At 67.7% G+C, this 25,344-nt stretch carries 24 protein-coding genes, 1 tRNA gene and 2 pseudogenes; 15 read left to right on the top strand and 12 right to left on the bottom strand.

Annotation, left to right across the window (positions count from 1 at the left end):
* Positions 1-19 precede the first annotated feature (19 nt).
* Together ACLBX9_RS23540 and ACLBX9_RS23535 are read left to right on the top strand one after the other, a co-directional pair.
* Positions 20-412, top strand: coding sequence for a response regulator (locus tag ACLBX9_RS23540; RefSeq protein WP_447720609.1), 393 nt, complete (start codon positions 20-22; stop codon positions 410-412).
* Between the two features lie 329 nt (positions 413-741).
* Positions 742-1,047: a hypothetical protein gene (locus tag ACLBX9_RS23535; RefSeq protein ID WP_447720608.1), complete on the top strand. Its 306-nt coding sequence runs from the start codon at positions 742-744 to the stop codon at positions 1,045-1,047.
* Here ACLBX9_RS23535 and ACLBX9_RS23530 read toward each other — a convergent pair.
* From ACLBX9_RS23530 to alr, 3 genes are all read right to left on the bottom strand, one after another.
* Entirely contained in the window at positions 1,041-1,436 is a 396-nt protein-coding gene (locus ACLBX9_RS23530; RefSeq protein WP_010683995.1) for a TIGR02300 family protein, read from the bottom strand. The two genes, ACLBX9_RS23535 and ACLBX9_RS23530, sit on opposite strands and share 7 nt — an antisense overlap.
* Before the next feature lie 718 nt (positions 1,437-2,154).
* Complete coding sequence (locus ACLBX9_RS23525; RefSeq protein WP_447720607.1) at positions 2,155-3,414, bottom strand: D-amino acid dehydrogenase; 1,260 nt, start codon at positions 3,412-3,414, stop codon at positions 2,155-2,157.
* An 8-nt stretch (positions 3,415-3,422) separates the two neighbouring features.
* Positions 3,423-4,556: an alanine racemase gene (gene alr, locus ACLBX9_RS23520; RefSeq protein ID WP_447720606.1), complete on the bottom strand. Its 1,134-nt coding sequence runs from the start codon at positions 4,554-4,556 to the stop codon at positions 3,423-3,425.
* A 149-nt stretch (positions 4,557-4,705) separates the two neighbouring features.
* Between alr and ACLBX9_RS23515 the strand changes: the two genes are divergently transcribed.
* The 6 genes from ACLBX9_RS23515 to ACLBX9_RS23490 all read left to right on the top strand — a co-directional run bounded on the left by ACLBX9_RS23515 (position 4,706) and on the right by ACLBX9_RS23490 (position 11,437).
* Positions 4,706-5,152 carry an Lrp/AsnC family transcriptional regulator gene (locus ACLBX9_RS23515; protein ID WP_039893243.1) on the top strand — a complete coding sequence of 149 codons (447 nt, stop codon included), beginning with the start codon at positions 4,706-4,708 and terminating at the stop codon, positions 5,150-5,152.
* Positions 5,153-5,293: 141 nt separating this feature from the next.
* Positions 5,294-6,205 (top strand): LysR family transcriptional regulator, encoded by a 912-nt coding sequence (locus ACLBX9_RS23510; RefSeq protein ID WP_447720605.1) that lies wholly within the window; start codon positions 5,294-5,296, stop codon positions 6,203-6,205.
* A gap of 101 nt (positions 6,206-6,306) precedes the next feature.
* The gene (locus tag ACLBX9_RS23505) at positions 6,307-7,191 is read left to right on the top strand and encodes an NAD(P)-dependent oxidoreductase (protein WP_447720604.1); all 885 of its coding nucleotides are present in this window, start codon (positions 6,307-6,309) and stop codon (positions 7,189-7,191) included.
* Positions 7,191-8,729: an aldehyde dehydrogenase family protein gene (locus tag ACLBX9_RS23500; protein WP_447720603.1), complete on the top strand. Its 1,539-nt coding sequence runs from the start codon at positions 7,191-7,193 to the stop codon at positions 8,727-8,729. The genes ACLBX9_RS23505 and ACLBX9_RS23500 overlap by 1 nt, the downstream gene beginning before the upstream one ends.
* Before the next feature lie 107 nt (positions 8,730-8,836).
* Entirely contained in the window at positions 8,837-10,201 is a 1,365-nt protein-coding gene (locus ACLBX9_RS23495; protein ID WP_447720602.1) for a DUF3100 domain-containing protein, read from the top strand.
* 78 nt (positions 10,202-10,279) lie between these two features.
* Positions 10,280-11,437, top strand: coding sequence for a M20 aminoacylase family protein (locus tag ACLBX9_RS23490; RefSeq protein WP_447720601.1), 1,158 nt, complete (start codon positions 10,280-10,282; stop codon positions 11,435-11,437).
* Positions 11,438-11,517: 80 nt separating this feature from the next.
* Here ACLBX9_RS23490 and ACLBX9_RS23485 read toward each other — a convergent pair whose 3' ends face one another.
* Complete coding sequence (locus tag ACLBX9_RS23485) at positions 11,518-12,114, bottom strand: helix-turn-helix domain-containing protein (RefSeq protein ID WP_051072187.1); 597 nt, start codon at positions 12,112-12,114, stop codon at positions 11,518-11,520.
* A 167-nt stretch (positions 12,115-12,281) separates the two neighbouring features.
* On the opposite strand from ACLBX9_RS23485, the gene ACLBX9_RS23480 reads away from it, so the two are divergent.
* Genes ACLBX9_RS23480 through ACLBX9_RS23465 form a run of 4 tightly spaced genes read left to right on the top strand, consistent with a single transcriptional unit; the run spans position 12,282 to position 15,740 of the window.
* Positions 12,282-13,055 (top strand): ABC transporter substrate-binding protein, encoded by a 774-nt coding sequence (locus ACLBX9_RS23480; RefSeq protein ID WP_447720600.1) that lies wholly within the window; start codon positions 12,282-12,284, stop codon positions 13,053-13,055.
* A 5-nt stretch (positions 13,056-13,060) separates the two neighbouring features.
* A complete protein-coding gene (locus ACLBX9_RS23475; RefSeq protein WP_447720641.1) occupies positions 13,061-13,714 on the top strand; it encodes an amino acid ABC transporter permease in 654 nt (217 codons plus the stop codon).
* Positions 13,711-14,442: an amino acid ABC transporter ATP-binding protein gene (locus tag ACLBX9_RS23470; RefSeq protein WP_010684008.1), complete on the top strand. Its 732-nt coding sequence runs from the start codon at positions 13,711-13,713 to the stop codon at positions 14,440-14,442. The genes ACLBX9_RS23475 and ACLBX9_RS23470 overlap by 4 nt, the downstream gene beginning before the upstream one ends.
* Positions 14,443-14,450: 8 nt before the next feature.
* Entirely contained in the window at positions 14,451-15,740 is a 1,290-nt protein-coding gene (locus tag ACLBX9_RS23465) for an NAD(P)/FAD-dependent oxidoreductase (RefSeq protein ID WP_447720599.1), read from the top strand.
* Between the two features lie 77 nt (positions 15,741-15,817).
* Here the strand turns inward: ACLBX9_RS23465 and ACLBX9_RS23460 are convergent, their stop codons facing one another.
* The 3 genes from ACLBX9_RS23460 to ACLBX9_RS23450 form a co-directional block, all read right to left on the bottom strand.
* A complete protein-coding gene (locus ACLBX9_RS23460) occupies positions 15,818-16,033 on the bottom strand; it encodes a hypothetical protein (RefSeq protein WP_447720640.1) in 216 nt (71 codons plus the stop codon).
* A 632-nt stretch (positions 16,034-16,665) separates the two neighbouring features.
* Complete coding sequence (locus ACLBX9_RS23455) at positions 16,666-17,046, bottom strand: hypothetical protein (protein ID WP_447720598.1); 381 nt, start codon at positions 17,044-17,046, stop codon at positions 16,666-16,668.
* A 963-nt stretch (positions 17,047-18,009) separates the two neighbouring features.
* Positions 18,010-18,255 carry a hypothetical protein gene (locus ACLBX9_RS23450; protein ID WP_447720597.1) on the bottom strand — a complete coding sequence of 82 codons (246 nt, stop codon included), beginning with the start codon at positions 18,253-18,255 and terminating at the stop codon, positions 18,010-18,012.
* Between the two features lie 349 nt (positions 18,256-18,604).
* On the opposite strand from ACLBX9_RS23450, the gene ACLBX9_RS23445 reads away from it, so the two are divergent.
* Positions 18,605-18,841 carry a hypothetical protein gene (locus ACLBX9_RS23445; protein WP_447720596.1) on the top strand — a complete coding sequence of 79 codons (237 nt, stop codon included), beginning with the start codon at positions 18,605-18,607 and terminating at the stop codon, positions 18,839-18,841.
* Between the two features lie 45 nt (positions 18,842-18,886).
* On the opposite strand, the gene ACLBX9_RS23440 is transcribed toward ACLBX9_RS23445, so the two are convergent.
* Positions 18,887-19,417 (bottom strand): hypothetical protein, encoded by a 531-nt coding sequence (locus tag ACLBX9_RS23440; RefSeq protein WP_447720595.1) that lies wholly within the window; start codon positions 19,415-19,417, stop codon positions 18,887-18,889.
* Between the two features lie 222 nt (positions 19,418-19,639).
* Here ACLBX9_RS23440 and ACLBX9_RS23435 point away from each other — a divergent pair.
* Positions 19,640-20,558, top strand: a pseudogene (locus tag ACLBX9_RS23435) (transposase); the annotation flags it as partial.
* Positions 20,559-20,720: 162 nt separating this feature from the next.
* Positions 20,721-20,987, top strand: a pseudogene (locus ACLBX9_RS23430) (IS3 family transposase); the annotation flags it as partial.
* A gap of 89 nt (positions 20,988-21,076) precedes the next feature.
* Here the strand turns inward: ACLBX9_RS23430 and ACLBX9_RS23425 are convergent.
* From ACLBX9_RS23425 to ACLBX9_RS23410, 4 genes are all read right to left on the bottom strand, one after another.
* Positions 21,077-22,558, bottom strand: coding sequence for a UbiA family prenyltransferase (locus ACLBX9_RS23425; RefSeq protein WP_010684018.1), 1,482 nt, complete (start codon positions 22,556-22,558; stop codon positions 21,077-21,079).
* A complete protein-coding gene (locus tag ACLBX9_RS23420) occupies positions 22,548-22,973 on the bottom strand; it encodes a DMT family transporter (protein WP_447720594.1) in 426 nt (141 codons plus the stop codon). Before ACLBX9_RS23420 ends, ACLBX9_RS23425 begins: the two co-directional genes overlap by 11 nt.
* A gap of 4 nt (positions 22,974-22,977) precedes the next feature.
* The gene (locus ACLBX9_RS23415; protein WP_447720593.1) at positions 22,978-23,880 is read right to left on the bottom strand and encodes a hypothetical protein; all 903 of its coding nucleotides are present in this window, start codon (positions 23,878-23,880) and stop codon (positions 22,978-22,980) included.
* Positions 23,881-25,173: 1,293 nt separating this feature from the next.
* Positions 25,174-25,249, bottom strand: a tRNA-Thr gene (locus ACLBX9_RS23410).
* Positions 25,250-25,344: the final 95 nt, after the last annotated feature.

Genomic DNA, 25,344 nt, shown 5'->3' with positions numbered 1-25,344 from the left:
TGCGCGCTTCGGAGGTACGGTGCCCGATCCTGCTCGACCGCTCGCCGGATACCGCATCCTCGTCGTCGAGGATGAATACCTGATCGCGATCGAGCTGAAGCGCTGGCTGAAGGCGGCAGGAGCCTGCGTCGCGGGGCCTGTACCGAGCGTCGTTCAGGCGCTCGCCTTCATTGAGGATGACGGCCTCGCCGCGGCCGTGCTGGACGTGAACCTCGGCCATGGCGAGACAGTCCACCCCTTGGTTGCGGTATTGGAGTCTCGAGGTGTGCCGTATCTATTCGCGACCGGAGATGTGAAGCTGCCGGATGCGGATGGCTATCGCGATCCCCCACGACTGACGAAGCCGTATCATGAGGCGGAACTGGTGCACGCCGTCGCCACCCTCATCCTCGGGTGCAGGCCTGCTTCGTAGGTCACTGCCAGCGGGGCCGACAATCCCTGATGACCATCCGAACCGCACATCACGTCGCTGCCTGACCGTGACCGACCGGGTCTGATAGCCGGGCCTTCGCCAAGCTTGAGCCGATATCTGCGCCGGAGGAACCGTCGAACCCGACGCGACGCCCGAGACGGTCGCGCATCCGTGCAACAGCACGTCTTGGTCGAACGTCCGGTGTTATGGCTCGGAACTTCTGAAAGGGGCCGGCCGAAACTACCCAACTGCGATGGCCCGTTGTTGCGGCCTCGAGCGCTGGGTGTAGAACGTCTCGGATGGCAGACGATGCTACGCTCTGGGATCTGGTGACCGCCGAGCGCATCGCGATCGAGCACGTCTGCGCGGCCATCGACGTCTACCTCACAGTGCCGACCACGCAGGATCATCCGATCGGGCCGGACCATATCCTTGACTTGGCTGCGACTGTCGCGGCGCACGCATCGGCAAACGCCACCGTAGTCGACGCTGAAGCCGACGAGCCGTCACGCCGCATGGCTGTGCGATCGGCCCTGCTCATGGGCCGCCCCGTCGCCCGATCAACCGGCTGCGTCACCCGGGTTTGCGATGTGCGCGGGGCGGCTCGGGCGAGGAGACTCAAGCGCGGCTACTGATCATCATCGTCGTCATTTACCTCGATCAGGTCGGTGGTATCTTCGTCGTCCTCATCGACCACGAGCGTGTCATCCTCGACCCGGTCGCCATCGTCATCGACATCCAGAGCGTCATCGCTGTCCGTGTCGGTATCCGTGTCCTTATCGGCTTCCTCAGCCTCGACCTCATCCAAGGACACGAGTTCCGGGCCGTCCGTGTCCTCTTCGTCTTCGGTCGGTGCCTCTTTGCGCGCTACCACAGGCGCGGCTCCCCTGGCGAAGGACGTTGTCACCGAGGTTGGGACGACCTCTCCCGAATAAGGCGAGATGACGGGGTTCTTGTTGAGGTCATAGAACTTCTTGCCTGTCGTCGGGCAAAGTCGTTTCGTGCCGAGATCCGGACGTGCCACTGCAATTCTCCAGGGGGGCGTTCAGCGCCGGACGGCCAGCGCACCTCCCGCTACATCTATCACAGTCGGTCGTGGTCCGCCCGGCCGCACGTATGGCTGGTTCGCATCGCGGCGGCCAGGCTCGACGGCGCTCGTCACGTCGTTGAATCCCCGATGTCCGCTTGTATCAACCCGGACCAAATACCGGGGACGGGCCGAGTTGCGCGCGAAGCGGCGACCGGATGTGGCTGATTGTGTTGACAAACTTGGAAGCTGGCCGAAGCAGCGCCGCGAAAAGCACCGACCGGCGAAAGTCCTGGTCTGGGGGTGAACAGAACGCGCCTCGTGCGTAGGATTGCCGCGGCGCGAGAGACCGATTTTCTCCCGGGCCCCATCTGGGATGACGCCTGAGGCGCTGCCACCGAGTTTTTCAACGAAATCGGCCGACAGCAGCCGGTTCGCTTCGAGCCGTCAGCGTCGTGTAGCGGCCTTGAACGCAAGTGCGGTGGTGGCCCGCCAATCCGCCCCGCCAGTCGCTGTCCACGCGCTCGGGGACCGTTCAAGATTCCAGCTCGACCGCCTTCCGGCGCGCCTCGGGACCGAGGCGCGAATGCGGCAGACGAGCCATCCCCGATCCGTCCTGAACGTCGGTCCGCCCGACCGCGACGAGACGGCGGGCGTTTTTCGACGTTCTCGATCACTAGCCCGGCGGGGTGTCTGAGCGATCACCCAAGTCGTCTCACGCGGCGTAGCGGTCGAGCGCCAGATCGTCGCTCGCGATCTCGGGAGCCCGGCCGGACACGATGTCGGCGAGCAGGCGGCCGGAGCCGCAGGCCATGGTCCAGCCGAGCGTGCCGTGGCCGGTGTTGGTGAACAGGTTGCCGACCCGCGTGCCCCCGACGATCGGCGTGCCGTCCGGCGTCATCGGCCTCAGGCCGGTCCAGAACGAGGCCCGGTCGAGGTCGCCGCCCGCCGGGAACAGGTCTTGCACCGAGCGCGCCAGGGTCTCGCGCCGCGGCAGGCGCAGGGCGCTGCTGAAGCCCGCGAGCTCGGCGGTGCCGCCGACGCGGATCCGGTCGCCGAGCCGGGTGATCGCGACCTTGAAGGTCTCGTCCATCACCGTCGAGACCGGCGCGGCCGCCGCGTCGGTGATCGGCACCGTCAGCGAGTAACCCTTCACCGGGTAGACCGGCAGCGCGATCCCGAGGGGACGCAGCACCGCCGGCGTGTAGCTGCCCAGCGCCGCCACGTAGGCATCCGCCCGCAGAAGGTCGCCGTCGGCGGTCTCGACCGCCGTCACCCGGTCGCCGGCGTGATGCAGGCGCGCGATCGCCGTGCGGTAGCGGAAGGTCACGCCGAGACCCTCGCAGATCGCGGCGAGGCGCTGGGTGAACAGGTGGGCGTCGCCGGTCTCGTCGCCCGGCAGCCGCAGGCCGCCGACGAAGACGTCGCGCACGGCGGCGAGCGCCGGCTCGGCACTGACGCAGCCGGCCGGGTCCAGCACCGTGTAGGGCACGCCGTAGGCGTCGAGGACGCGGGTGTCGTCGCCGACATGGTCGAGCTGCTTGTGCGTCCGGAAGAGCTGCAGCGTGCCCTTCTCCCGGTGATCGTAGGCGATGCCGGTCTCGGTGCGCAGGTCGCGCAGCGCGTCGCGGCTGTACTCGGCGAGCCGGACCATGCGGCCCTTGTTCCGCTGGTAGGCTTCTTCGGTGCAGTTGGCGAGCATGCGCGTGAGCCACGCGTAGAGGCGGGGCTCGAGCCGCGGCCACAGCACCAGGGGCCGGTGCCGCATCATCAGCCACTTGAGCGCCTTCACCGGGATTCCCGGCGCCGCCCAGGGGGCCGCGTAGCCGGGCGAGACCTGCCCGGCATTGGCGAAGCTGGTCTCCAGGCCGGAGCCCGGCTGGCGCTCCAGCACGGTGACCTGATGGCCGGCCCGGGCGAGATAGTAGGCCGAGGTGACGCCGACGACGCCGCCGCCGAGGATGAGCACGTGCATGGCGGGCCTCAGGCTCCGAGATAGATGCGGTGGAAACGGTGGCCGAGGTTGGTCAGGACCTCGTAGCCGATCGTGCCGGCCGCGGCGGCAACGGCGTCGACGTCGCGCTCCGGCCCGACGATGTCGACGAGCGCCCCCGGCCCGAGCGTGCCGGGCGCCACGTCGGTGACGTCGAGGACGAGGCTGTCCATCGAGACGCGCCCGACCACGGGCAGCCGGGCGCCGCCGAACCACGCCGCGCCGCCCGCCGTGCTGCGGAAGAGCCCGTCCGCGTAGCCGATCGCGACCGTGGCGAGTCGGCTGTTCCGGGCGACCGTGGCCGCGTGCCCGTAGCCGACCGGCGTCCCCGCCGGGACGTTGCGCGTCTGCATGACCCGGGCCCGCAGGCCGATCACCGGGCGCATCGGGTTCGGCCCGCCCTCCTGCGGGGCGATCCCGTAGAGGGCGGCGCCGGGGCGCACCATGTCGAAATGGAAGTCCGGACCGAGGAAGATCCCCGACGAGGCCGCGAGGCTCGCCGGCACCGCGGGCAGGCGCCGGCGGACGGCCCGGAAGACGGACAGCTGCGCCGCGTTGACCGGGCTGCCCGGCTCGCCCGCGCAGGCAAGGTGGCTCATCACCAGCCGCAGGTCGAGGCCCGCGAGGGCGTCCGGCCGGTCGAGGAGCGCGCCGGCCTCCTCCGGCGCGAAGCCGAAGCGGGCCATGCCGGTGTCGACCTGGAGGATCGCGGGCAGGCACCGCGCCCGCCGCCGGGCCAAGCCCTGCCAGCCGTCGAACTGGGACCGGTCGTTGAGGACGGGCACGAGGTCGTGATCCGCGCAGGTCGCCTCGCCGCCCGGGGCGGTGCCGTTGAGCACGGCGATCACCGCGCCGGGTCCGAGGATGGAGCGCAGGGCCACGCCCTCGCCGACCTGAGCGACGAAGAAGTGCCGGCAGCCCGCGGCGGCCAGGACCGGCGCGACCCGGTCGGCGCCGAGCCCGTAGGCGTCCGCCTTGACGACGGCCGCGCAGGTCGCCGACCCGGCCCGCGCGGCGAGGCGGCGGTAATTCTCCGCGATGGCCGCGAGATCGATCGTGAGGAGTGCGGAGGCCGTCCCGGCTGGGCCCGCATCAGGCCGAAGCGCGATATCGATCATGCTCATGGCGGCCCTCGGGACAGCGCGCGGATGCGATGTCCGAAGGCTACACGAAGGATCGTCGAACGGGCGTGCGTGCTGTCGAAGACATTTGCTATCTGGGACCCCGAGTGCAAGTTTCTTCGGCCAATTCGAATATCCTGCGAGAGCCGGGCGTGGACGAAACCGACCGCCGCATCATCCAGGTCCTGCGCGGTGACGGGCGGATCAGCAACGCGGATCTCGCCGCCGCCGTCAGCCTGTCCGCCTCGGCCTGTCATCGGCGCGTGCGCGCGCTGGAGACGTCCGGGATCATCCGCGGCTACACGGCCCTCGTGGGCGCCGCCGACGCGCCTGGCCTCGTCGTGCTCACGCAGTTCACCCTGGACCGCCAGACCGAGGACTACCTCAACCGCTTCGAGGCGGCCGTCCGGCGCTGTCCGGAAGTCCAGGACTGCTATCTCATGACCGGATCGGCCGATTACCTCGTCAAGCTCAGGGTCATCGACGCCGCCGATTACGAACGTCTGCACAAGGACGTGCTGTCGCGCCTGCCCGGCGTCGCCCGGCTCCAGTCGAGCTTCGCCATCCGGACCGTCGTGGCAGCGGGCCGGCCGTTCTGACCGCCGGAGGCCGCCCCGGAGCCGCCCGGTCCCGCGGTCGAGGCGGCTCGGACGGATCGCGATCAGCGGACTTTTCGCGCGCCGCCCGGCCGGCGGTGGCCTGTTGATGCCGCGCCGCGCCGCAGGCACGGTGCAGCCGTTATGAACGACCGCGCCCTCCGCTATTTTCTCGCCGTCGTGCGCGCGGGCTCGGTCCGGGCGGCCGCCGAGATCCTGAACGTCGCCGCCTCGGCGGTGAGCCGGCAGATCATCGAGCTGGAGGCGCAGACCGGCGAGACCCTGCTCGAGCGCCTGCCCCGGGGCGTGGTCCCCACCGAGGCCGGCCGGCTGGTCGCCGCGCACGCGCAGCGGCAGGCCGACGAGGCGGCGCTGCTGGAGGACCAGCTCAAGCGCCTGCGCGGCGTGCAGCGCGGCACGATCAGCCTGCGCTGCGGCGCCGGCTTCCTGATCGACCTCCTCGACAACGCCCTTGCGGGCTTCGCCAAGGAGCATCCGGGCATCGCCTATCAGGTCGAGATCGGCACCACCGACGGGATCCTCGCGGCGATCGCCCGCGGGGACGCGGATATCGGCCTCGTCTACAACCCGCCCGCGCACCCGGATGTCCGCGGAATCGTCTCCGCCCGGCAGCCGCTGCTCGCCGTCCTGCCGAAGGGGCACGCCCTCGCCTACGAAGCGTCGCCGGTCCCGCTGCGCAGCTTCGCCACCGAGCCTACCGCCCTCCTCCCACCCGACCACGGCGTGCGCCAGCTGATCGGCCGCGTCGAGGCCGACGGCGGCTTCCGGCTGGTGCCGCGGCTGGAGACGGCGTCCTTCGAGTTGCACCGCCGCTTCGTGATGGCCGCCATGGGCGTGGCGTTCCTGCCCCGCTTCGTGGTGGCGGCCGAACTGCGCGACGGCCTCCTCGCGGCGGTGCCGCTGCGCGACGCGATCCTGTCAGAGGCGAGCGCCCACCTCGTCATCCGCGCGGGGCGGCGCCTGCCTGAGGGGGCGGCGCGGTTGCTCGGCTGGCTGGCCGACCACATGGTGGCGTTCCGCCCGCCCCCGGCCTGACGCGAGCGTGCGGAATCTCCGCACGGATCGTGCAGAAATCGGCTGTTGTCGCAACACTCAGTTGCCAGAACTATCGTGCCGCTTCGTGAGGACGGATCGGCATGACCATCGCAACGGTAGGAGTCGTCGGGCTCGGCAACATGGGTCTCGGCATGGCCGCGACCATGGCCCGCAAGGGCTTCGCTGTCCTGGGCTACGACCTCAGTCCGGCCCGGCGCCCCGCCGCCGAGGCGGCCAGCGTGACGACCGTCGACGCCCTCAACGACGTGCTCGGCCGGGCCGACGCTCTGGTGTTCTCGCTGCCGCTGGCGCGGGACGTGGAGGCGGTGGTCACCGCGGAGGGCGGCCTCCTCTCCCGGACCGACCGGAAGGTCGTGGTGATCGACACCTCGACCTCGGATCCCGGCACGACCCGGCGCCTTGCCGAGCGCCTCGCCGCGGCCGGTCACGGGCTCCTCGACGCTCCCGTCAGCGGCGGCCCGTCCGGCGCCGCCGAGGGCACCCTGACCATGATGATCGGCGGCGCCGAGGCGGATTACGAGCTGGCCCGCCCGGTCCTGGAGGCCATGTCGGCCCGCGCGCCGCATGTCGGGCCGTCGGGCGCCGGCAACATCGTCAAGCTCGTCAACAACCTGCTGGTCGCGGCCCATCTCGTGACCACCGGCGAGGCCCTGCGCCTGTCCGAGGCGGCGGGCCTCTCGGCCGACGAGGCCGTCAAGGTCGTGAACACCGCGACCGGCCGCAGCGCGATCAGCGAGGTCATGGTCCCGCGCTGGGTCCAGTCCGGCACGTTCGACAGCGGCTTCTCGGCCGGCCTGATGCGCAAGGACGTGCGCCTCGCCCTCGAACTCGCCGCCGAATGCGGGATCGACCTGCCGCTCTCCGCCGAGGTGAAGCGGATCTGGCAGGCGACGCAACCCGCCATCCCCGACACGGCCGACTTCACCCGCATGGCCGATTACCGCGATCCCAAGGGAGCCCACTGATGTCCGGCACGCCGCACTCGCCCGCCGCCGACCGGGTCGCCGCCCTCCTGGCCGACCTGCTGCCGGGTGGCCGCATCGGCAGCGTCGTGGCCGGCGAGATCCTCGCCGGGACCGGCGCCGAACTCGATCTCACCAACCCCGCCGACGGCGGCGTGCTCGCGACCTTCGCCGATGCCGGCCCGTCGGTCGTCGAGGCCGCCATGGCGGCGGCCCGCGACGCCCAGCGCGCGTGGTGGGGCATGAGCGCCGCCGCCCGCGGCCGGGCGATGTGGGTGATCGCCGCCCTGGTCCGGCAGCACGCCGGCGCGCTCGCCGAGCTGGAGACCCTCTCGGCCGGCAAGCCGATCCGCGACACGCGCGGCGAGGTCGCCAAGGTCGCCGAGATGTTCGAGTACTACGCCGGCTGGTGCGACAAGCTGCACGGCGACGTCATCCCGGTGCCGACCTCGCACCTGAACTACACCCGCCACGAGCCCTTCGGCACCGTGGTGCAGATCACCCCCTGGAACGCGCCGATCTTCACGGCGGGCTGGCAGATCGCACCGGCGATCTGCGCCGGCAACGCCGTGGTGCTGAAGCCCTCCGAACTGACGCCCCTGACCTCGCTGGCGCTGGGCCTGCTCTGCGACCGCGCCGAGGGGATGCCGCGCGGCCTCGTCTCGGTGCTGGCGGGCGCCGGCCCGACCACCGGCGCCGCCGCGGTCGCCCATCCCGAGACCCGGCTGGTCGTGTTCGTCGGCTCGGCCGAGGCGGGCGGGCAGATCGCCGCCGCGGCGGCCCGCGCCATCGTGCCGAGCGTGCTGGAGCTCGGCGGCAAGTCGGCCAACATCGTGTTCGCCGACGCCGACCTCGACCGGGCGCTGATCGGCGCGCAGGCCGCGATCTTCGGCGGCGCCGGCCAGAGCTGCGTGGCGGGCTCCCGGCTCCTCGTGCACCGCTCGATCCATGAATCCTTCGTCGCGCGCCTGTCCCACGCCGCCGCGCGCATACCGGTGGGGGCGCCGACCGACCCGGCGACGCAGATCGGCCCGATCAACAATCGGCGCCAGCGGGACAAGATCGCCGACATGGTCGAGGCCGCCGCGGGGGCCGGCGCCACGATTGCGGCGGGCGGGGCCTGCCCCGCCTCCCTGCGCGACACGGGCGGCTTCTACTACGGCCCGACCATCGTCGACGGCGTCGCGCCGGACGCGGCGATCGCCCGGGAGGAGGTGTTCGGCCCGGTCCTGGCGGTCCTGCCGTTCGACGGCGAGGACGAGGCGGTCGCGCTGGCCAACGGCACGCCCTACGGCCTCGCCGGCGCGGTCTGGACCGGCGACGGCGGGCGCGGCCACCGCGTCGCGGCGGCCCTGCGGGCCGGCACCGTCTGGGTCAACGGCTACAAGACGATCAATGTGGCCTCGCCCTTCGGCGGCTTCGGCCGCTCGGGCTTCGGCCGCTCCTCGGGCCGCGAGGCGCTGATGGCCTACACCCAGACCAAGAGCGTCTGGGTCGAGACCGCCGCCGCGCCGGCCGTCACCTTCGGCTACGTGGGCTGAGCCCGACGCCACGGGCGCAATGACCGAGACGATCTAACGCCAAGCCGGCGATCAAGACCGGCAGGCGGAGCAACGGGCAGCCCCGAGGGGGGTCGAGGAGGATGACGATGGCGGGGGAACTGTTTGCGACGAATACGCGGGCGGTCGCGCCGCCCGTCTCGGGCGGGGGTAAGCTGACGCTGTTCCTGCTCGCCCTCGTCATCGTCGTCATCGCGGAGGCGATCGGCAACGTCAGCATCCCGGTGGGCGCCGGCAAGATCGTGCTGCTCCCGCTGCTCTGGGCCCTGCTGCTGGGCGGCGCGCTGGGGCTGATGAGCCCGCGCCTGCCGGCGCCGCTGCGGCTGTCGGGCGCGCTCCAGAACGCGGCCGGCGCCTATCTGCAGCCGGCGCTCCTGATCTTCATCGCCAAGCTCGGGCTGCTCGTCGGCGGGTCGCTGCCGAAGATCATGGCCTCGGGCTGGGCCCTGGCCTTCCAGGAATTCGGCCACTTCTTCGGCACGATGGTGTTCGGCCTGCCGGTCGCGCTCCTGCTCGGCATCAAGCGCGAGGCGATCGGCGCGACCTTCTCGGTCGGCCGCGAGCCCAGCCTCGCCATCATCGGCGAGCGCTACGGCATGGACTCGCCGGAGGGGCGCGGCGTGCTGGCCGAGTACCTGACCGGCACGGTGTTCGGCGCGGTGTTCATCGCCCTTCTGGCCGGGCTGATTACCAGCCTCGGCCTCTTCAACCCCCTGGCGCTGGCGATGGGGGCCGGGGTCGGCTCCGGCAGCATGATGGCCGCGGCTTCGGGGGCGATCGCGGCCCAGCAGACGCCCGAGGTCGCCAAGGATGTCGCCACCTTCGCGGCGGCCAGCAACCTCGTCACCACTACGATCGGCACGTACTTCACCCTGTTCCTGTCGCTGCCCTTCACGATCTGGGCCTACGGCAAGCTGGAGCCGATCCTCGGCCGCAACCGGCCGGACGCGGCCCGTTCGACGGCCGCAGAGCCGCAGGGCGGCGCGCCGGCCCATCCGGAGGCGCGGATCGGCCTCGGCGAGACGGTGCTCGCCTGGATCCTGATCGGCGCCTACGGGCTGATCGGCAACTGGCTGACCTACGGGGTCGTCCCCGACGCGCAGGTCGTCGCCGGGATGGCGATCATCATCGGCACCGTGCTGGCCGGCTGGGGCCTTTACCTGCTCCTCGGCCGGCGCCTGCCCGCCGTCCTGTGGGTCTCGATCATCGGCATGGCGCTGACCTATCCCGGCACGCCCCACGCCGCCGAGATCGCCGCCCTGACCGGCAAGCTGAACTTCCTGGCGCTGGCCACGCCGATCCTGACCTTCGCGGGCCTCTCGGTCGCCAAGGACGTGCCCGCGCTCCGCCGCCTCGGCTGGCGGATCGTCGTGGTCTCGTTCATGGCCAATGCCGGGACGTTCCTCGGCGCGGTCCTGATCGCGCAGTTCTTCATGCACCCGCCACTGGGGTGAACCGCCGTGCCGAACGGCGTAGGGTCCGGACGGGGGATCGAGGCGGTCTGGCAGCCTCCGGCATCAGAGAGAGGTCGCATGCGCATCGAGGCGGAGACCGTGGAGCGGATGGTCGCGTGGCGGCGCGACCTGCACGCCCATCCCGAGCTGGCCTTCCAGGAGGTCCGCACGGCGGATCTCGTCGCCCGGGAGCTGGCCGCCTGCGGCCTGTCGGTGAAGACCGGGCTCGGCCGCACCGGCGTGGTCGGGACCCTGAGCCGGGGCGACGGCCCGACTGTCGGCCTGCGCGCCGACATGGACGCCCTGCCGATCCAGGAGGCGACGGGCGTGGCTCACGCCTCTCGGACGCCCGGCGTGATGCATGCCTGCGGCCATGACGGCCACGTCGCCATGCTGCTCGGCGCGACGCGGCACCTCGCGGCGCGCACCGATCTGACGGGGACGGTGCACTTCATCTTCCAGCCGGCGGAGGAGTGCGAGGGCGGCGGGCGCGCCATGGTCGAGGACGGCCTGTTCCGGCTGTTCCCCTGCGAGTCCGTTTACGGCCTGCACAACTGGCCCGGTCTGCCGCTCGGGACCTTCGCGACCCGGGTCGGCGCCATCATGGCCTCCCTCGACACGTTCGAGATCACGGTCGCCGGGTTCGGCACCCACGCGGCCATGCCGGAGCGCGGCACCGACACCCTGGTCGTCGCCTCCGAGCTCGTCCTCGCCCTGCAGACCATCGTGAGCCGCCGGATCGCGCCCACGGACCCAGTCGTGCTCAGCGTCACGCAGATCCACGGCGGCGACGCCTACAACGTCATCCCCGAGCGCGCTGTCATCCGCGGCACGGTCCGGTGCCTGGACGAGGCCGTGCGCAAGCGCGTCGCGGAGCTCGTCGAGGCGATCGCGGGCGGGACGGCCGGCACGCACGGCGCCCGCGCGGAGGTGGACTACCGGTTCGGATACCCCGCCACCGTCAACACCGCAGACGCGGTCGGCACCGCCCTGGAGGCGGCCGGGACCGTCCCTGAGCTCTCCGCGCGCCATGGCGAGGTCGTGCCCTCCATGGCATCCGAGGATTTCGCCTACATGCTCGAAGCCTGCCCTGGCGCCTATGCGTGGATCGGGACGGATGGGGCCGAGCGCGGTCCCCCGCTTCACAATCCGGCCTACGATTTCAACGACGCGGCCCTGTCGATCGGAGCGGCCTATTGGGCCGCCCTCGGGACGCGCCTGCTGGGCGGTCAGTAGCGGATCCTCGACGCCACACTCGACGGTCTCGGGTGCGCGCCTCGAGGCCCCGGCGCTTCGATCCCGCGTGCCCTTCGGAGCTACGGCGAATCGATCTGAGAAGACCCCAGCACATTGACCCAAAGCACGATGGTCCGGTCGTGCGTCCCGGGATTGCCGAAGCGATGCGGCCGACGGCTCTCGAAGCGGAAGCTGTCGCCTTCCGCCAGCTGGAGCGTGCGCGCCTCGACGACCAGGGTCAGGCGGCCCTCGAGGACGAGACCCGCCTCCTCGCCGTCGTGACTGAACAGCTCGTCCCCCGTGCTGGCGCCCGGCCTCAGCACCATGTGGAACAGGCTCATGCCCTGTGTGCCCCCGGGCGGAGTGAGCAACTGCTTGGTGATGCCGGTCCGCCAGAGCTGCAGTTCCGGCCGATCCTTCCGGAACACCACGATCGGGTCCGGTTCCGGCGCCTGCGGGCCGGGCTCGAACAGGCCGCCGATCCCGATCTGCAGCGTGTCGGCGAGGAGCGCCAGGACGCGGAGCGAGGGCGAGGACAGGCCCCGCTCGACCTGACTGATGAAGCCGATCGACAGGCCTGTGCTGGAGGCAACGGCCTCCAGCGACAGCCCCCGCGCCCGCCGAAGGCCACGCAGGCGCTGACCTACGGCACGGTCGACCGGTTCCGGACCTATCATCTCGCCTCGGGGGATGCCCACCGTCACACCAGCCTGCCTTTCGCGCGTTCTTTCATGCACGTGAAAGCCGCTTGCGTCGATACCGAAAACATGCGGTATTCTTCACGACAATGAAAACTGGCGCCGACGAACGTCGCGTGCTGCGATCACTGCATGGGAGCGGCAAGATGAGAAGACGGTTGGCCAAACTGTGCCTGACGTCGGCCCTGTTCGTCGGATATCTGTGTGGTGCGGTGAGCGCCCAACCGTTGAAGGTCGGCGCGACCCCCACCGGCCTGCCCTTCACGTTTCTCGACACCAAGACCAACACGATCCAGGGCGTGATGGTCGACCTCGTCAACGCGGTCGGCAAGGAGGCGGGCTTCACGGTGGCGGTTGAGCCGCTCCAATTCTCGACGCTGATCCCGGCACTCACCGCCTCGAAGATCGACGTCATCTCCGCGGCGATGTTCATCACGCCTCAGCGCAAGGAGGTCGTGGCCTTCTCGGCGCCGGTTTACAGCTACGGCGAAGGCCTGATCGTCCCGAAGACCGACACCAAGGACTACACCTCCTTCGCCGACCTCAAGGGCGAGACCGTGGGCGCCCAGGTCGGCACCGCCTTCGTCGAGCCGCTGAAGAAGTCGGGCCTCTTCGGCGAGGTGAAGATCTACGACACGATCCCCGACATCATCCGCGACGTGAATTCCGGCCGGTTGAAGGCCGGCTTCGCCGACGCACCGATCCTGGCCTATTACGTCAAGCAGGGCGTCTTCCCCGGCGTCCGCCTGGTCGAGACCTTCAAGCCGACCGTCGTGGCCTCGGTGGGCCTCAGCGTGCGCAAGACCGAAACCGACCTGCTCGCCAAGATCGACGCCGCACTCACCAAGCTCAAGGCCGACGGGACGCTTCAGGCGATCCTGACCAAATGGGGCTTGCCGCCGTCCGCCGACCGGTCCTGACCGTCGTGCGCGAGTTCCTCGCCGACGCGCAGGACTACCTGCCGATCCTGCTCCAGGGCGTGCAACTCACGGTCCTGATCACCCTCGCCTCGCTGGTGGTCTCGACACTCCTCGGCCTCGTCTGGGCCGTGCTGCGGGTCTCCGGCATCGCCGTTCTGGCGGGCTTCAGCGCCGTGATGATCAACATCCTGCGCGGTATCCCGATCATCGTGCAGCTGTTCTACATCTACTTCGTGCTGCCCGATTTCGGCCTGTCGCTGACGGCCGTCCAGGCGGCGATCATCGGCCTCGGCATCGCCTACTCGGCCTATCAGGCCGAGAACTTCCGCGCCGGCATCGAGGCCGTGGACCGCGGGCAGGTCGAGGCCGCGCTCTCCATCGGCATGAGCTGGGGCATGACGATGCGGCGGGTGATCCTGCCGCAGGCGATCCGGATCGCGCTGCCGCCCTACGGCAACATCATGATCATGATGCTCAAGGATTCGTCCCAGGCCTCGACCATCACGGTCGCGGAACTCGCCCTGCAGGGCAAGCTGATCGCGTCGTCAACCTTCAAGAACACCAGCGTCTACACGATGGTGGCGCTGATGTACCTGGCTCTCAGCCTGCCGCTGATCCTGCTGGTCCGCCATCTCGAGGCCAAGGGTCGGCATCGATGATCGTCCTCGAGGATGTTCGCAAGCACTACGGCGCGCTGGAGGTGATCAAGGGCGTATCGGCCGAGGTCGCCAAGGGCGAAGTGGTCTGCATCATCGGGCCGTCGGGCTCCGGAAAGTCGACACTCCTGCGCTGCATCAACGGGCTCGAGGCCTATGACGGCGGCGAGATCCGCGTCGGCGGCACGCGCGTCGACCGGGATGCGCGCAGCATCAAGGCGATCCGCACGCGGGTCTCCATGGTGTTCCAGCGATTCAACCTGTTCGCCAACCGCACCGCCCTCGAAAACGTCGTCGAGGGACCGTTATACGTGAAGGGCGAGCCCCGTGCGGAGGCGGAGGCGCGGGCCGTCGCGCTGCTCGCCCGGGTCGGCCTGTCGGGGAAGGAGCATGCCCGGCCGGACCAGCTCTCGGGCGGTCAGCAGCAGCGCGTCGCCATCGCCCGGGCGCTCGCCATGCGGCCTGACGCGATCCTGTTCGACGAGCCGACTTCGGCGCTCGACCCCGAACTCGTCGGCGACGTGCTGCGGGTGATGCGCGGCCTCGCGGACGAGGGCATGACGATGATCGTCGTGACCCACGAGATCGGCTTCGCCCGGGAGGTGGCCGACCGGGTCCTGTTCCTCGACGGGGGGCGCCTCGTCGAGCAGGGGCCCGCCGCCGAGATCCTGAACCGCCCACAGAACCCCCGCACTCAGGACTTCCTGCAGCGCGTGCTGCATCCGCTGTAGGACAGGCCGTGGCCGAACCGTTCCCGCTCGCCCCATCGCTCTGGGCCACCACTGCGGAGCCTGCGCCGGAGACGCCGCCTTTGGCCGAGTCCGGCCAGGCCGACGTGGTGATCGTCGGCGGCGGCTTCTGCGGCCTGTCCACCGCCCTGCATCTCGCCGAGCGGGGGATCCGGCCGGTCGTCCTGGAGGCGCGCGAGATCGGCTTCGGCGGCTCCGGGCGCAACGGCGGTCAGGTCATCCCGGGTTTGAAGTACGACCCCGCCGATCTCATTGCCCGGTTCGGGCGCGAGCGCGGCGAACGGCTCGCCCGCTTCGCCGGCGGCACCGCCGACGTGGTTTTCGATCTCATTGATCGGCACGCGATGGACGTGCCGCACCGGCGCGCGGGCTGGATCCAGGGCGCCCACACGGAGGCCGGACTGGAGGAGGTCGCGCGGCGGGCGCGCCAGTGGGCGGACCTCGGTGCCCCGGCCCGCGTCCTCGACAAGGACGAGACCGACCGGCTGCTCGGCACGGAGCGGTACCTCGGCGGCTGGCTCGATGGTCGCGGCGGCGCGATCCAGCCGCTGAGCTACGCCCGGGGTCTGGCCCGGGCCGCCCTGACGGCGGGGGCCGCGATCCACGGAGGATCGCCCGTGACAACCCTCGCCCGGACCGGATCGGGCTGGACCGTCACCACGGCGCAGGGAGCTCGCCTTGCGACCGAGCGCGTCGTCCTCTGCACCAACGGCTACACCGGCGGGCTCTGGCCTGGCCTGGCCCGGACGGTGATCGCGGCCAACTCCTTCCAGGTCGCCACGGTACCGCTTTCTGACAACCTGCGGCGCTCGATCCTGCCCGAGGGGCAGGTCTCCTCGGACACGCGCAAGCTGTTGCTGTATTTCCGGCTCGACCATACGGGCCGGCTGCTGATGGGCGCCCTCGGCCCTTTCCGGGAGCCGCGCAGCCCGCACGACTGGGTCCATCTGGAACGGATCGTCGGCAAGCTCTTTCCGCAGCTCGACGGTATCGCTTTCGATCACCGCTGGTGTGGCCGCGTGGCGATCACCCGGGATTATCTACCTCATCTTCACGAACCGGCACCTGGACTGCTCATCGACATCGGCTGCCAGGGCCGCGGCGTCGGTCTTCAGTCGGCGATGGGCCGGGCGATCGCCGCGTACATCGCGACCGGCGATGCCGACAGCCTTCCTCTGTTGCCCACGCCGGTAAGGCCCCTGCCGCTTCACGCGCTGCACCGCCTGTACGTCTCTGCGATCATCGGTTGGTATCGGCTGAGCGACGGCGGTATTCGCTGACGAGGCAAGGTATCTCGAAAACTTTGACAGTCAGGGATGCCGCGAGGTCCGCTTTCGGGGTTCGATTGACCTTGCCTCTAAACGAGGGCAAAGACGAGACATGGGCAGTGGCTCTTGCGCAAACTAGGCCGTCGCGCGAGAGGATGTACTGCGCCGCCGTGGGCTAAGCTTTCGTAGGCCGCATAGCCGTCGACCTGGATCACGACTGCAAATCCGGTGCGATGCGCGATTGGTCGTCCAGCCAAGCGGTCGGGCGCGGTCACGTACGCGACGCCGGTTGGATCCGGAAGTATGACGCCTGTGAGAGTTGTCGTCGTGCGGTCGCGCCTCTAACTCACGCCAGCGAGGTTGCAGAGATTGGCCATGAAAAAGGATATCGTACCGGGGCCAAACTCCATGCTCTTTAAGCAGCCGACAGCTTTCGAACTCGGCAGCCCTAGCAGGCTCCCCATCCCTTGCACTGAGCCCGGCGACATAGCCGACTCGTCCGGCGACCTGTGGCTTAGCGCCTTCGGAGATCGCCTTGCTCATGGCGAGATGCCTGTGACGCTCGATCAGGCTCAAGCCGCAGCACAGCACGGGTGGGAGACCGTCCCCGGCAGCGAGTGCGACGGCAGGGTCACCGTGCAGCGTCCCGACCCCAATCCGGAGAAGAGGTGATCGCCTGACTACGCCGTTGACGGCGCCGTGGATCACGAACCGGCCGATAGCCGCCGGATCGGGATGCATGCCGGGCACCGCGATCCAGACATCGTTCTGGTTTAACCCGACCGGAGAGAAGCCGGCGTAGCCTGCAGCCCTTATGGGAAGCGGGTATGAATGGCCCGCATTCTCACGAGACAGCGAACGCATAGCAGAGCGCCGCGGTGCTAGAGTTCACAGGTGCGGACCTACGGGGCGTCCACGCCTGCCGCGCCAATACGGGTTAGATTTCAGGCGCGGGTCCGTGCGGTTTCATCAAAACGCTTGGCTGCTTATCCGCACCGCGTTCCTTCCGCCGTTCAGGGAACGGGTGGGTGCCGCCGTCTTGAATGATGCGCAACTGGCCCCGAATCAGTTCGTCTCTCGCGCCGGGCCCGGCCGATCCAGAGCCTGCGCGAACAGTCTGATCGCAAGCTGTTCTGACGCACGGTCCCGGCTGAGCGACGAACAACCACACCGCCACAGCAGCGAACAGACCCGATGCGACCCACACGAAGTCGTGAATCGCTTCGGCAAATCTACGGCCGTCGCTCAAAACGTCATGACCAACGACCATGAAGGTGATCGCTGCCAGGGCCGATATCATGACTGCACTGGCGCCCATGACGACTCTCGACGCGAGCAGCTAATCTTCCATGAAGGAGCAATGCTGTCTCTAACATCAGTTAGAAACAGGTTTGTGACGGCTGTGAATTATGTGGATGGGGCCTCGTCCGCGAACCTGGCACCAGAAGCGGCGGCATGAGGTGCTGGGCTTCACGCACCGGCAGGCGCCGCAACCTCGATGCCCTCGGCCGGCACGGTTGGGGCTTGCTCATCCCGCGCGCTGGCGTCTGGCGCGTGGGGGAGTGGACCTGACCGAAAACGGGTGAGCGGATCCGATTTCGGATCGTCGCAGGCGGGCCTCCCCCGCCCGACCTGTCCGTCCGTTACCTCAATCGGTGCCTGTCAGTCGTGCCACGCGTGCTGATCGCCGTGCGGGGTGGCATGGACCACGCCGACCTCGCGCCGCTCCGAGCGTGGGCATCTTCCTCGGTGGGTCAACCGAATGGAAGCTCGCCCGCATGGCCGACTGGGGCGCGTTCCGCCGCGAGCACAGCCGCCTCTACTACGTCGCCCGGGTGATTACCGTTTCCCAACGTCCTTCGAGGACGGCACCACGCCGTCATTCTCGCCGCCTGTCATCGCGCACTTCCGATGTTCTCCGGATGCGTCGGACGAACGGAGCACAGCGTGTCCAGTCGCCCGCGCACGGCAGGAGCGCCACCTAATTTATGGAAAATGAAGCGACCAGCGGCACGGTTCGTTCCGTGATCGATTGGGAGCCCGTCCATGGCTGAGGCTTTCACCGCCGCCAACTTGGCAGCCGGCGCCGAGCGGGAGCTGGCCCAGCGCCTTCGAGCCTCTCCGCGATGGATCGCGCTCGCCGACCGCCAGACCGCGCTCAGCAGGCGATCGCCCGCAAGCTCCGAGCTGAGACCGACGCCGAGGGCGCGAAGGGCGATCTGTTCGGCGGGAAGGTACGCTGATGGTCGGCCGACCGCACTGCTGAGCGCTCAGTGCCGCGTCAGACCGCCGGTCGCGTCTCGACCAGCAATCCTTCGAGCGCACGGCGGACCGCATCAACGCCAGCGGCGGCGGCGACCTCGCTTGGCCGTATCCTCGGAAGGCGCAACTCGGGCTGCTCGGGCGAAGGCGTGGTCGAGTCCTGAGGCGGCCGCTGCACACGCATCGCCACCGCGAATGCCTTCTTTGAGACGCCACCGCTCATCGCCAACAATCTCCTGGACAGGCGCCAAAAGCCGAAGCTCACGAGCTTATCTCCGGACGACGTATGGCAAACAAGAGCGATAGAGCCGCGAAAACTACTGGCATAGCCGACTTTTACCGTTCAATATTACGCCGTTACAGAGGTCAGATTCGGCGCAGCGGGAATCCGGGATGATTGATGACCGTGAACAACGCGCCCGCGATCTCCACCGCGAAGCTGACGACCGCAGGGATTGGTCGGTGTTAAGTGAGGAACAGCGCGAGCTTTACCGGCGATCAGCAGACCGGCTCCATGTGCAGAGATCTTACGCTTCTCTCTGCCCCGCCTCAGTCAATCACTGGGAAGCGTTAGCCGAAGCCGCCCTTGCTCTCCTGTCAGATGAGGATGAGGCATGATCGGCCGCACCGACCTCGAGGCGGGCTGGTCCGTCCGAGTGCTGAGCCGTTGGGGCAAGACCAGCGCCGGATCGTCTGCACCGATGAGCCCGCTGAACGACTGCAGCTGGAGCTGCCGCCGCGCTCCGCACAACGTCCTGATCCAGCGCCAGAACGGTAGCCGGGTCGTCCGCCCGTTCCGTGGCCTGCGCGAGCTGCCGGAGCTCAGCGATGGGCGAGCAGAGGCGCTGTGATGAGCGGATGACGCGCCATGAGCGTGCCGATCAGGCGCTGGTCAGTCAGCTCGCCGCCGAGGTCGCGTAATGAGTCCGATCTCGGTCGCATCGCAAACGTCCAGAGATCACGGCTACGGTGTCGACGTCCGGACTGCTGAGGATCAGCGTCGTCTCGCCGTCCCGAACGGTTTGGTTCTCGCGGGTTCTGCGGACTTCGGCAATCGCGCGGACGATGAGCGGTCGCAAGGCGCTCTCGGGCACGCCGGAGATGTACGCTGCGAGAAACGTGGCCGCTGCTTCGAACTGCACGTTGTCGGTCGGTGTCGGCTTGTTGAGCAGCAGGCCCACTTCCCCCGCGAGCCCATCGGCGTCCTTGACGAAGAGTTGCACGCGCGAGTCCAGGGAGAAGAACATCGGGCCGCGGGTCGTCTGAGTACCGAAGTGCCAGTCGTCGGCACCAACTTGTTTCATGCGCTGCGAGAACGCGCCGATGAGAACCTTCGAGGTTTCGATGACCGGCACCTTATGGCAGGCAGCGTTGGCTCCAGTCGTCGCCAATCCAATCGCCGTCAACGCCGTTGCGAGCCGTCGCATCAGGCCCTCCTCCCTTTCGGCAGGACGTTAATGCAGGCGCGAGTTCCTGGACAGATGTGGACGGCACCCTTTGGCCGCCCCCCGTCGCGCGGGCCTACCCTTGCAGCGAAGAAGTCGATCCCGTCGCACTCGACGCTGGCAGGGCGACATGAGCGCGGATTTTGCCGGGAATAAATCCGGAAGTGCGCAGCCGAGCTGAAGGCGCGGTGAGGGAACCGATGATCGACCGACGCCAGCCTGATCAAGGCCGATACCAATCGGCAGATGGGCGTCGAGGATATGAACGGCCTGCTACCCGACATTGTCAGACGTGCCGCCGGAGAGTACCCGGCCGTGCTCGACGCCGCGTTCGGCGCTGCGAGGCCGGTCGTGCCCAAGCTCGTCTCCCCGCCGACCCGGCCGCGCGCTGGACGGGCGCGGACGATGGGCTGGCCGACTTCGCCTACGCGGCCAACCATCTGATCGACCTCGACCACGCGGTGTGCGTGGACGTCGAGCCGACCACCGCGATCCGGCAGGCCGAGGTCACGGCCGCCATTCGCATGATCGTGCGCTCGCGCGAGCGCTCCGATCTCTACCCCGCCCGGCTCGCAGGTGACGGCGGCGACAGTTCGGCCCCGATGCTGGGCTGGCTCGTCCACGAGCAGGGCATCGAGCCGCTCATCCCCGTCGTTGACGAGTCCGAGCGCTGCGACGGCACCTTCAGCCGATTGGCCTTCACCTGCGACTCGGCGCCGACGCCTACATCTGCACGGCCGGCAAGCACCTGTGGCAACGTCAAAAGGTCCACAGGTCACTGACCCCGCTCGTCGACGCAGACGAGATGCAGTGCCACTGCGCGAGCAAGCACGACTGCGATGCCTGCGCGCTGAAGCCACGATGCTGCCCCGCCGCATCCGCCCGCAAAATCCCGCGCTCGATCCACGGGGACGCCCGGCAGATGGCGCGCGACATCTGCGCCTCGGAGGCAGCCCGTACCTCGCGGCGGAGTCGCAGGACGGTCGAGATGCTGTGTGAGCACCTCGCGCGGACCCTGCGGGTGGATCGGCTTCGATTGCGGGGGCCGGACGGGGCCCGGGACGAGTTCCATCGCGCGGCCGCCGCCCCGAACCGACGGAAGCTGGTCACGCTGATCACCTTGGGCAGCCGAGCCCGGCCTCACCGCCGGGCGGAAGGCCTTCGGCCAAGACCCCGGTCAAACCTCGATCCAGACCAACCGCGAGTTCTCCATCGAACTCCGCCCATGGCGGTCGTCCAATCTACCGGGAGCTGCGTCCGAGGGCAGGCCGCGACGGTTCGGTTCACACCGAGAGCCACCTACCGCGCCTTCCAAGTGACCGAAGCGCTCGACGCCTCAATCCAGGGGCGAGGTCGGCCAGAAAGCCTGCGAGTGGCCACCGGCCGCCTGCGGGCGGAATGTCTGAGCCCCCTGGGGGTCCAGTCGCTGGCCGATGCCCGCGAGCGCATCGAGGGCTGAAGGTGTCATGATGCTGAAGATTGACCCCACACGGCCCTGGGCGACTCGACGACCAGGGCCTTCGCCAACCAAGCTGTCACAGCCCGAGAACTTGTAACGGCGGTGGATCACAAACCGGGTCAACTCCAGGCCGAACATGCACGGACCCTACGCGCGGACCACCCAGTGGGGGCAGATCACCATCACTTTCCCGGCAGGATCAATCCCATAGGCATGTCGAGCTTAACCGCCGCGAGCGCCACTAGGACGCAAATCAAGATCAGGATTTGGCTCTTTCGCTCACGAAGAGCGAAGATAATCGGATCATCATGCATGTGGCCTCGCTGCGCGAGCAGCATCATCCGACTTAACCAGTATAGTAGTATGGGTCCGATAAACCACAGCAGTGCCGGATTGGCATAAAGGCGAGTGACCTCCGGTTGAGCAGCGTAGAGTGACAGGACGAGGACAGCCGCGAAGCTGCTCCCGCTGCCCAGCGATTGCAGGACCGATAGATCGCCGCCAAAATATCCGCGCCCCGAAATCCGCTCGTCAACAGCCTTCGTACGGTCGACGAGCTCGGCGCATCGCTTCACGATCGCCAGCGCCAAGAACAGGAACATCGAGAAGGCGAGCAGCCAAATCGACAGCGGCACGCCGGTCGCGGCCCCGCCCGCAACGACGCGGGCGGAGTAGAGCGTCGCAAGCGTGAACACATCGATCAACATAGATAACTTCAGACGAACTGAATACGCAACAGTGAGTAATATATAACAGATCAGTACGGCCAAGAAGCCGACCCCGGTCATCGCCGCAATCACCAACGCCACGCCGAACAGTATGGCGCCCGCCGCCACACCCACCGGGATGGACAGTGCTCCCGATGCGAAAGGCCGGGTGCGTTTACGCGGATGGGCGCGATCCGACGGGATATCGAGCAGGTCGTTGAACAAGTAGGTGGCCGATGCCGTCAACGAGAACGCGATGAATGCGAATGCGGAATCAATGACCAGCCCGAGGTTGTCGATCTGGTGCGAGGCACACAGCGGCAGGAAGATCAACAGGTTCTTGAGCCACTGGTGCGGCCTCATCGCTCGCAGCAGCGGGAAGGGCGGGAAAACGTTTGTCGGGAAGTCGCGATGCGACGTTTTCGCGTCCGCGAGTTGCAGGCGCGTCCCGCGACCAGCGCGCAACACGCGGCGTGAACCTTGCCAGACGTGCAAGTCAGCCTTCGCGTCGCCGATATAGTCGTAGCCGTCCGGATGGGACTCGGCGAGGAAGCGCGCCTTGGCTGCACCCTTCAGGTTGACGCTTTCCGACCCATACACGGCATCGAAGATTCCGATGTGCGCGGCAACTTGCTCCGCCCAGGCTCTGGGCGAAGCTGTGACAAGATGGATCGGGCGACCCATCGCACGCTCCTGGCGCAGGTATTCAACGAGGTCGGTGCGATAGGGAAGGAGTGCAGGATCGAAAGGCGCCACGCGCGCAAGGACGTGTTTGACCGCCAATCGTCCTTGCAGCATAGCGCCGAGCAGCTCGAAGGCGGCGCCCGGAGACCGCTTGAGCGCGGCGAACACCGCCTCGTACAGCAGATCACCGTGGATCAGCGTCCCATCGAGGTCGACGCAAAGCGGCGTCTTGTCTGACCTCGCTTGTGCTGTGGTCAGCTGCTCAAGGCTCATTGTTCCCCTCCGCGGCCGACATCATCGGCGGTGATTTCGGATTCGCGTTGCCCGACATCGCGACCAGCACGACGCCGAGCGCGATCAGCACCGTCCCAGCCACTTGCAGAGGCACGATGCGCTCACCCAGCAGCACGACCGAGAGTGCCGCAACTGTTACGAAGCTCAGCCCGACAAACGGGTAAGCCAGCGACAACGGCAGGCGTGACAGCACGAAGAGCCACGTGAGCGTCGCGATACCGTAGAGCGCGAGTCCGCCGAGGAGCCGCCATTCCAGCCAAAAAGCGATCACCAGCCCCAGTGCGCCACGCGCGGGATCGGCATGGGCGAGCAGCGACTGCACGCCGAGCTTCAGGCAGATCTGCGCGCACCCGGTGAGCACCACAGTGATCCCGAGGAGTATCCAAACGAGCATGGTGTCACCTCTGCAGCTGATAGGCGCTGCTGCAGAGTGTGGAAGCTTGGAATGCAGCCGCCATCATGACAAGCAGACCCGGAAACAGCATACTCAGGTTCCGCGCCTCGCCCGGAGCGCAGAACAGCAGGAAAAGAGGCACGTTGAGTGCGGCCGCAATTGCAATCTGCTGACGCATCGCCGGAGTCACCCATCGCCAACCGACCGCAACCAACGCGGTGACCGCGATGATCGAGGGCAGACTGAACGGGTGCGGCAGGGGAACTCCGTAGGTAATTTCCCACTTGACGAGAAAAATACCGGACAGAAAATAATTGAGTTGATCGATGAGGTGGTATTCGGCAGTGTCGCCCGCATTGGCTCCGAAGCGAATTCTTGCAACTTCATAGGTAAGACCTGCAAGGGCGACGCAACTTGCGGTGATTGCCGCAGACATGGGTACCGATTTGCGCTCACGCAGCAAGGGATAGGCAGTTAACGCGAAGAAAAAGAAGCTTTCCTTTGACCATGTGGCGAGCACCGTGACTGCGAGCATGGCGGGCCACCACGCTTTGCGAGCCAGCAGCAGGAACAAGCAGAAAAATGCCAATTCGATGTAATCATAAAAAAATCCACCAAAAGATTGCATTAACGGAAATATCAACATGAACGATGCAGCGCCTGCACCGCAAGCAAACGGCCCGAAACCTTCACTTCGAGCAAGCATGTATCCGAGCACAGTAAGTGCGACTGCGCTTAAATAAGTGATAAAATATACCAGTACGTAGCGCAGTATCTTGCTGCTATCGCTCTCGACAAAGGAGGGAAAGGCGAGCCGGGGCGTGCCGTCGCGCCGATGCAAAAAATGAGCGGCGAGAAGCCTGACGGCAGGGGGTGCAACCTGATCGATCGCGTTGACCGTGTCCACGACCAGCCTTCGATAAGCGTAGGGTCGCATTGCGGTCCCATCAAGCATCTTATTGAGCCCTGACTCCGGGGCGACATCGCGGAACTGCCACTTTGTGTAGTATCCGGAAAAAGAGGCGGCGGCGACCAGTAATGCGAGACCTACGAGCAATATACGTGGAGCAATGGTTAGCAACCGTCTCTCGCGGATTGGAATGATTGGCGCTCGTTCGACATTCGAAGTTCGCGCGTGTTCCAAGCCATGCATCAACTCGGCTCTATCCATTGTTTACCCTCGGGCAGCTTATATTTCGTGTCGGTCCTTAAACCGACCCTTTGATGCTGCAATCGATCTTCGGAGTAGCATATTGAGGCGCCATCTATAAGTCGGCGCAGACAACTCATTCGTGCACGAGCGGTTTGTGCAGTGCAAGTGCGGAGGCGAGCGTCCAGCCGATCGCGCGCAAGCTTAACAGCGGCCAGCGCCCGGCGTTGTGTATTGACTGGAAGAAAAGAAAGTAAAGTTAGCGAATTGACGCCGCGCTCAGACGGCGGCAGCGCCACGGCGCATCATCCGCACGCTCGACCTTAGTTTGCCAAAGGGACCATAAGAAGACTGATCGGTTGATGCCTCCTCGATCGTCGCTGACAGTGTCCATCGTCAGACGACTCGGCGGACAAGTGCATATCGTCCTTCGCGGCTTGACCCCGTCGCGGCCACGGAAGCGAACTTACTGCGGGACCTGTTCGGCCTCAAGCCTGCCGCGGCAGTGGTCGCCCGCGCGCTCTGCGGCGGTGCGGCGGCAGCCGACAGGATTCCGGCCTATGGGGCAGGCTTGCTACGCTCGAACGGCTTGTCGGCCGACAGACACTCGAGCTTGAGTTTTTAGAAGACGCGATAGCCGATCATCCGCGCACCGACCCGCAGGTCTTCAGGGCCGCCGCCGCGAACCCGCAGGTCATGAAGGGTCTTCGTACAGACGCCGAGTGTCTCTGCCGTCTGCTTGGCTGAGTGAACGGGATTGAAGGAGGCGCCCCGCCGGCCTGTCACAAACCCCTGCATCTTCTCGCTGTTCGCCGCGTTTGCCTCGCTATTCCTATTTCCGCAGAACGGTCGGCGGCGGCAAGCGATTTGCTGTTCCCCACTACAGGCAGGGCCGCCAGGTCGATGTGCGTAAGCCCCTAGTCGTGGGTGACGCCGACCAAAGAACTCAAGTCGCGTCGGGATGGTCCGCGTCGGTGACGCGACGGCCAAAGGTGCGCCGAACCGCAACGCCAAGGACTCGCGAAATTACTGTCACCGTTGGTGGACATATGGTGCCGCAAGAGGGATTCGAACCCCCGACCCCCTCATTACGAATGAGGTGCTCTACCAGCTGAGCTATTGCGGCCCGGGCCCTGTATCCGGACCCGGCACGGCGCAGAACGGGTTACGCCGGGCTGGCAGGCTCATAGCGGCCCGACCCGTTTTAGGCAAGGCCGGAGC

The sequence above is a fragment of the Methylobacterium sp. A49B genome (assembly GCF_053346215.1).
Note: the sequence above shows the minus strand (reverse complement) of the source record. Positions and strands in the feature narration are given on the sequence as shown.

Bases quoted from the DNA above. Each gene is read 5' to 3' on its own strand.
- ACLBX9_RS23525 (WP_447720607.1), bottom strand. From the start codon at position 3,414: ATGCACGTGCTCATCCTCGGCGGCGGCGTCGTCGGCGTCACCTCGGCC.
- alr (WP_447720606.1), bottom strand. From the start codon at position 4,556: ATGAGCATGATCGATATCGCGCTTCGGCCTGATGCGGGCCCAGCCGGG.
- ACLBX9_RS23510 (WP_447720605.1), top strand. From the start codon at position 5,294: ATGAACGACCGCGCCCTCCGCTATTTTCTCGCCGTCGTGCGCGCGGGC.
- ACLBX9_RS23505 (WP_447720604.1), top strand. From the start codon at position 6,307: ATGACCATCGCAACGGTAGGAGTCGTCGGGCTCGGCAACATGGGTCTC.
- ACLBX9_RS23500 (WP_447720603.1), top strand. From the start codon at position 7,191: ATGTCCGGCACGCCGCACTCGCCCGCCGCCGACCGGGTCGCCGCCCTC.
- ACLBX9_RS23495 (WP_447720602.1), top strand. From the start codon at position 8,837: ATGGCGGGGGAACTGTTTGCGACGAATACGCGGGCGGTCGCGCCGCCC.
- ACLBX9_RS23490 (WP_447720601.1), top strand. From the start codon at position 10,280: ATGCGCATCGAGGCGGAGACCGTGGAGCGGATGGTCGCGTGGCGGCGC.
- ACLBX9_RS23485 (WP_051072187.1), bottom strand. From the start codon at position 12,114: ATGATAGGTCCGGAACCGGTCGACCGTGCCGTAGGTCAGCGCCTGCGT.
- ACLBX9_RS23480 (WP_447720600.1), top strand. From the start codon at position 12,282: ATGAGAAGACGGTTGGCCAAACTGTGCCTGACGTCGGCCCTGTTCGTC.
- ACLBX9_RS23470 (WP_010684008.1), top strand. From the start codon at position 13,711: ATGATCGTCCTCGAGGATGTTCGCAAGCACTACGGCGCGCTGGAGGTG.
- ACLBX9_RS23455 (WP_447720598.1), bottom strand. From the start codon at position 17,046: ATGGGCGCCAGTGCAGTCATGATATCGGCCCTGGCAGCGATCACCTTC.
- ACLBX9_RS23445 (WP_447720596.1), top strand. From the start codon at position 18,605: ATGATCGGCCGCACCGACCTCGAGGCGGGCTGGTCCGTCCGAGTGCTG.
- ACLBX9_RS23440 (WP_447720595.1), bottom strand. From the start codon at position 19,417: ATGCGACGGCTCGCAACGGCGTTGACGGCGATTGGATTGGCGACGACT.
- ACLBX9_RS23425 (WP_010684018.1), bottom strand. From the start codon at position 22,558: ATGAGCCTTGAGCAGCTGACCACAGCACAAGCGAGGTCAGACAAGACG.
- ACLBX9_RS23420 (WP_447720594.1), bottom strand. From the start codon at position 22,973: ATGCTCGTTTGGATACTCCTCGGGATCACTGTGGTGCTCACCGGGTGC.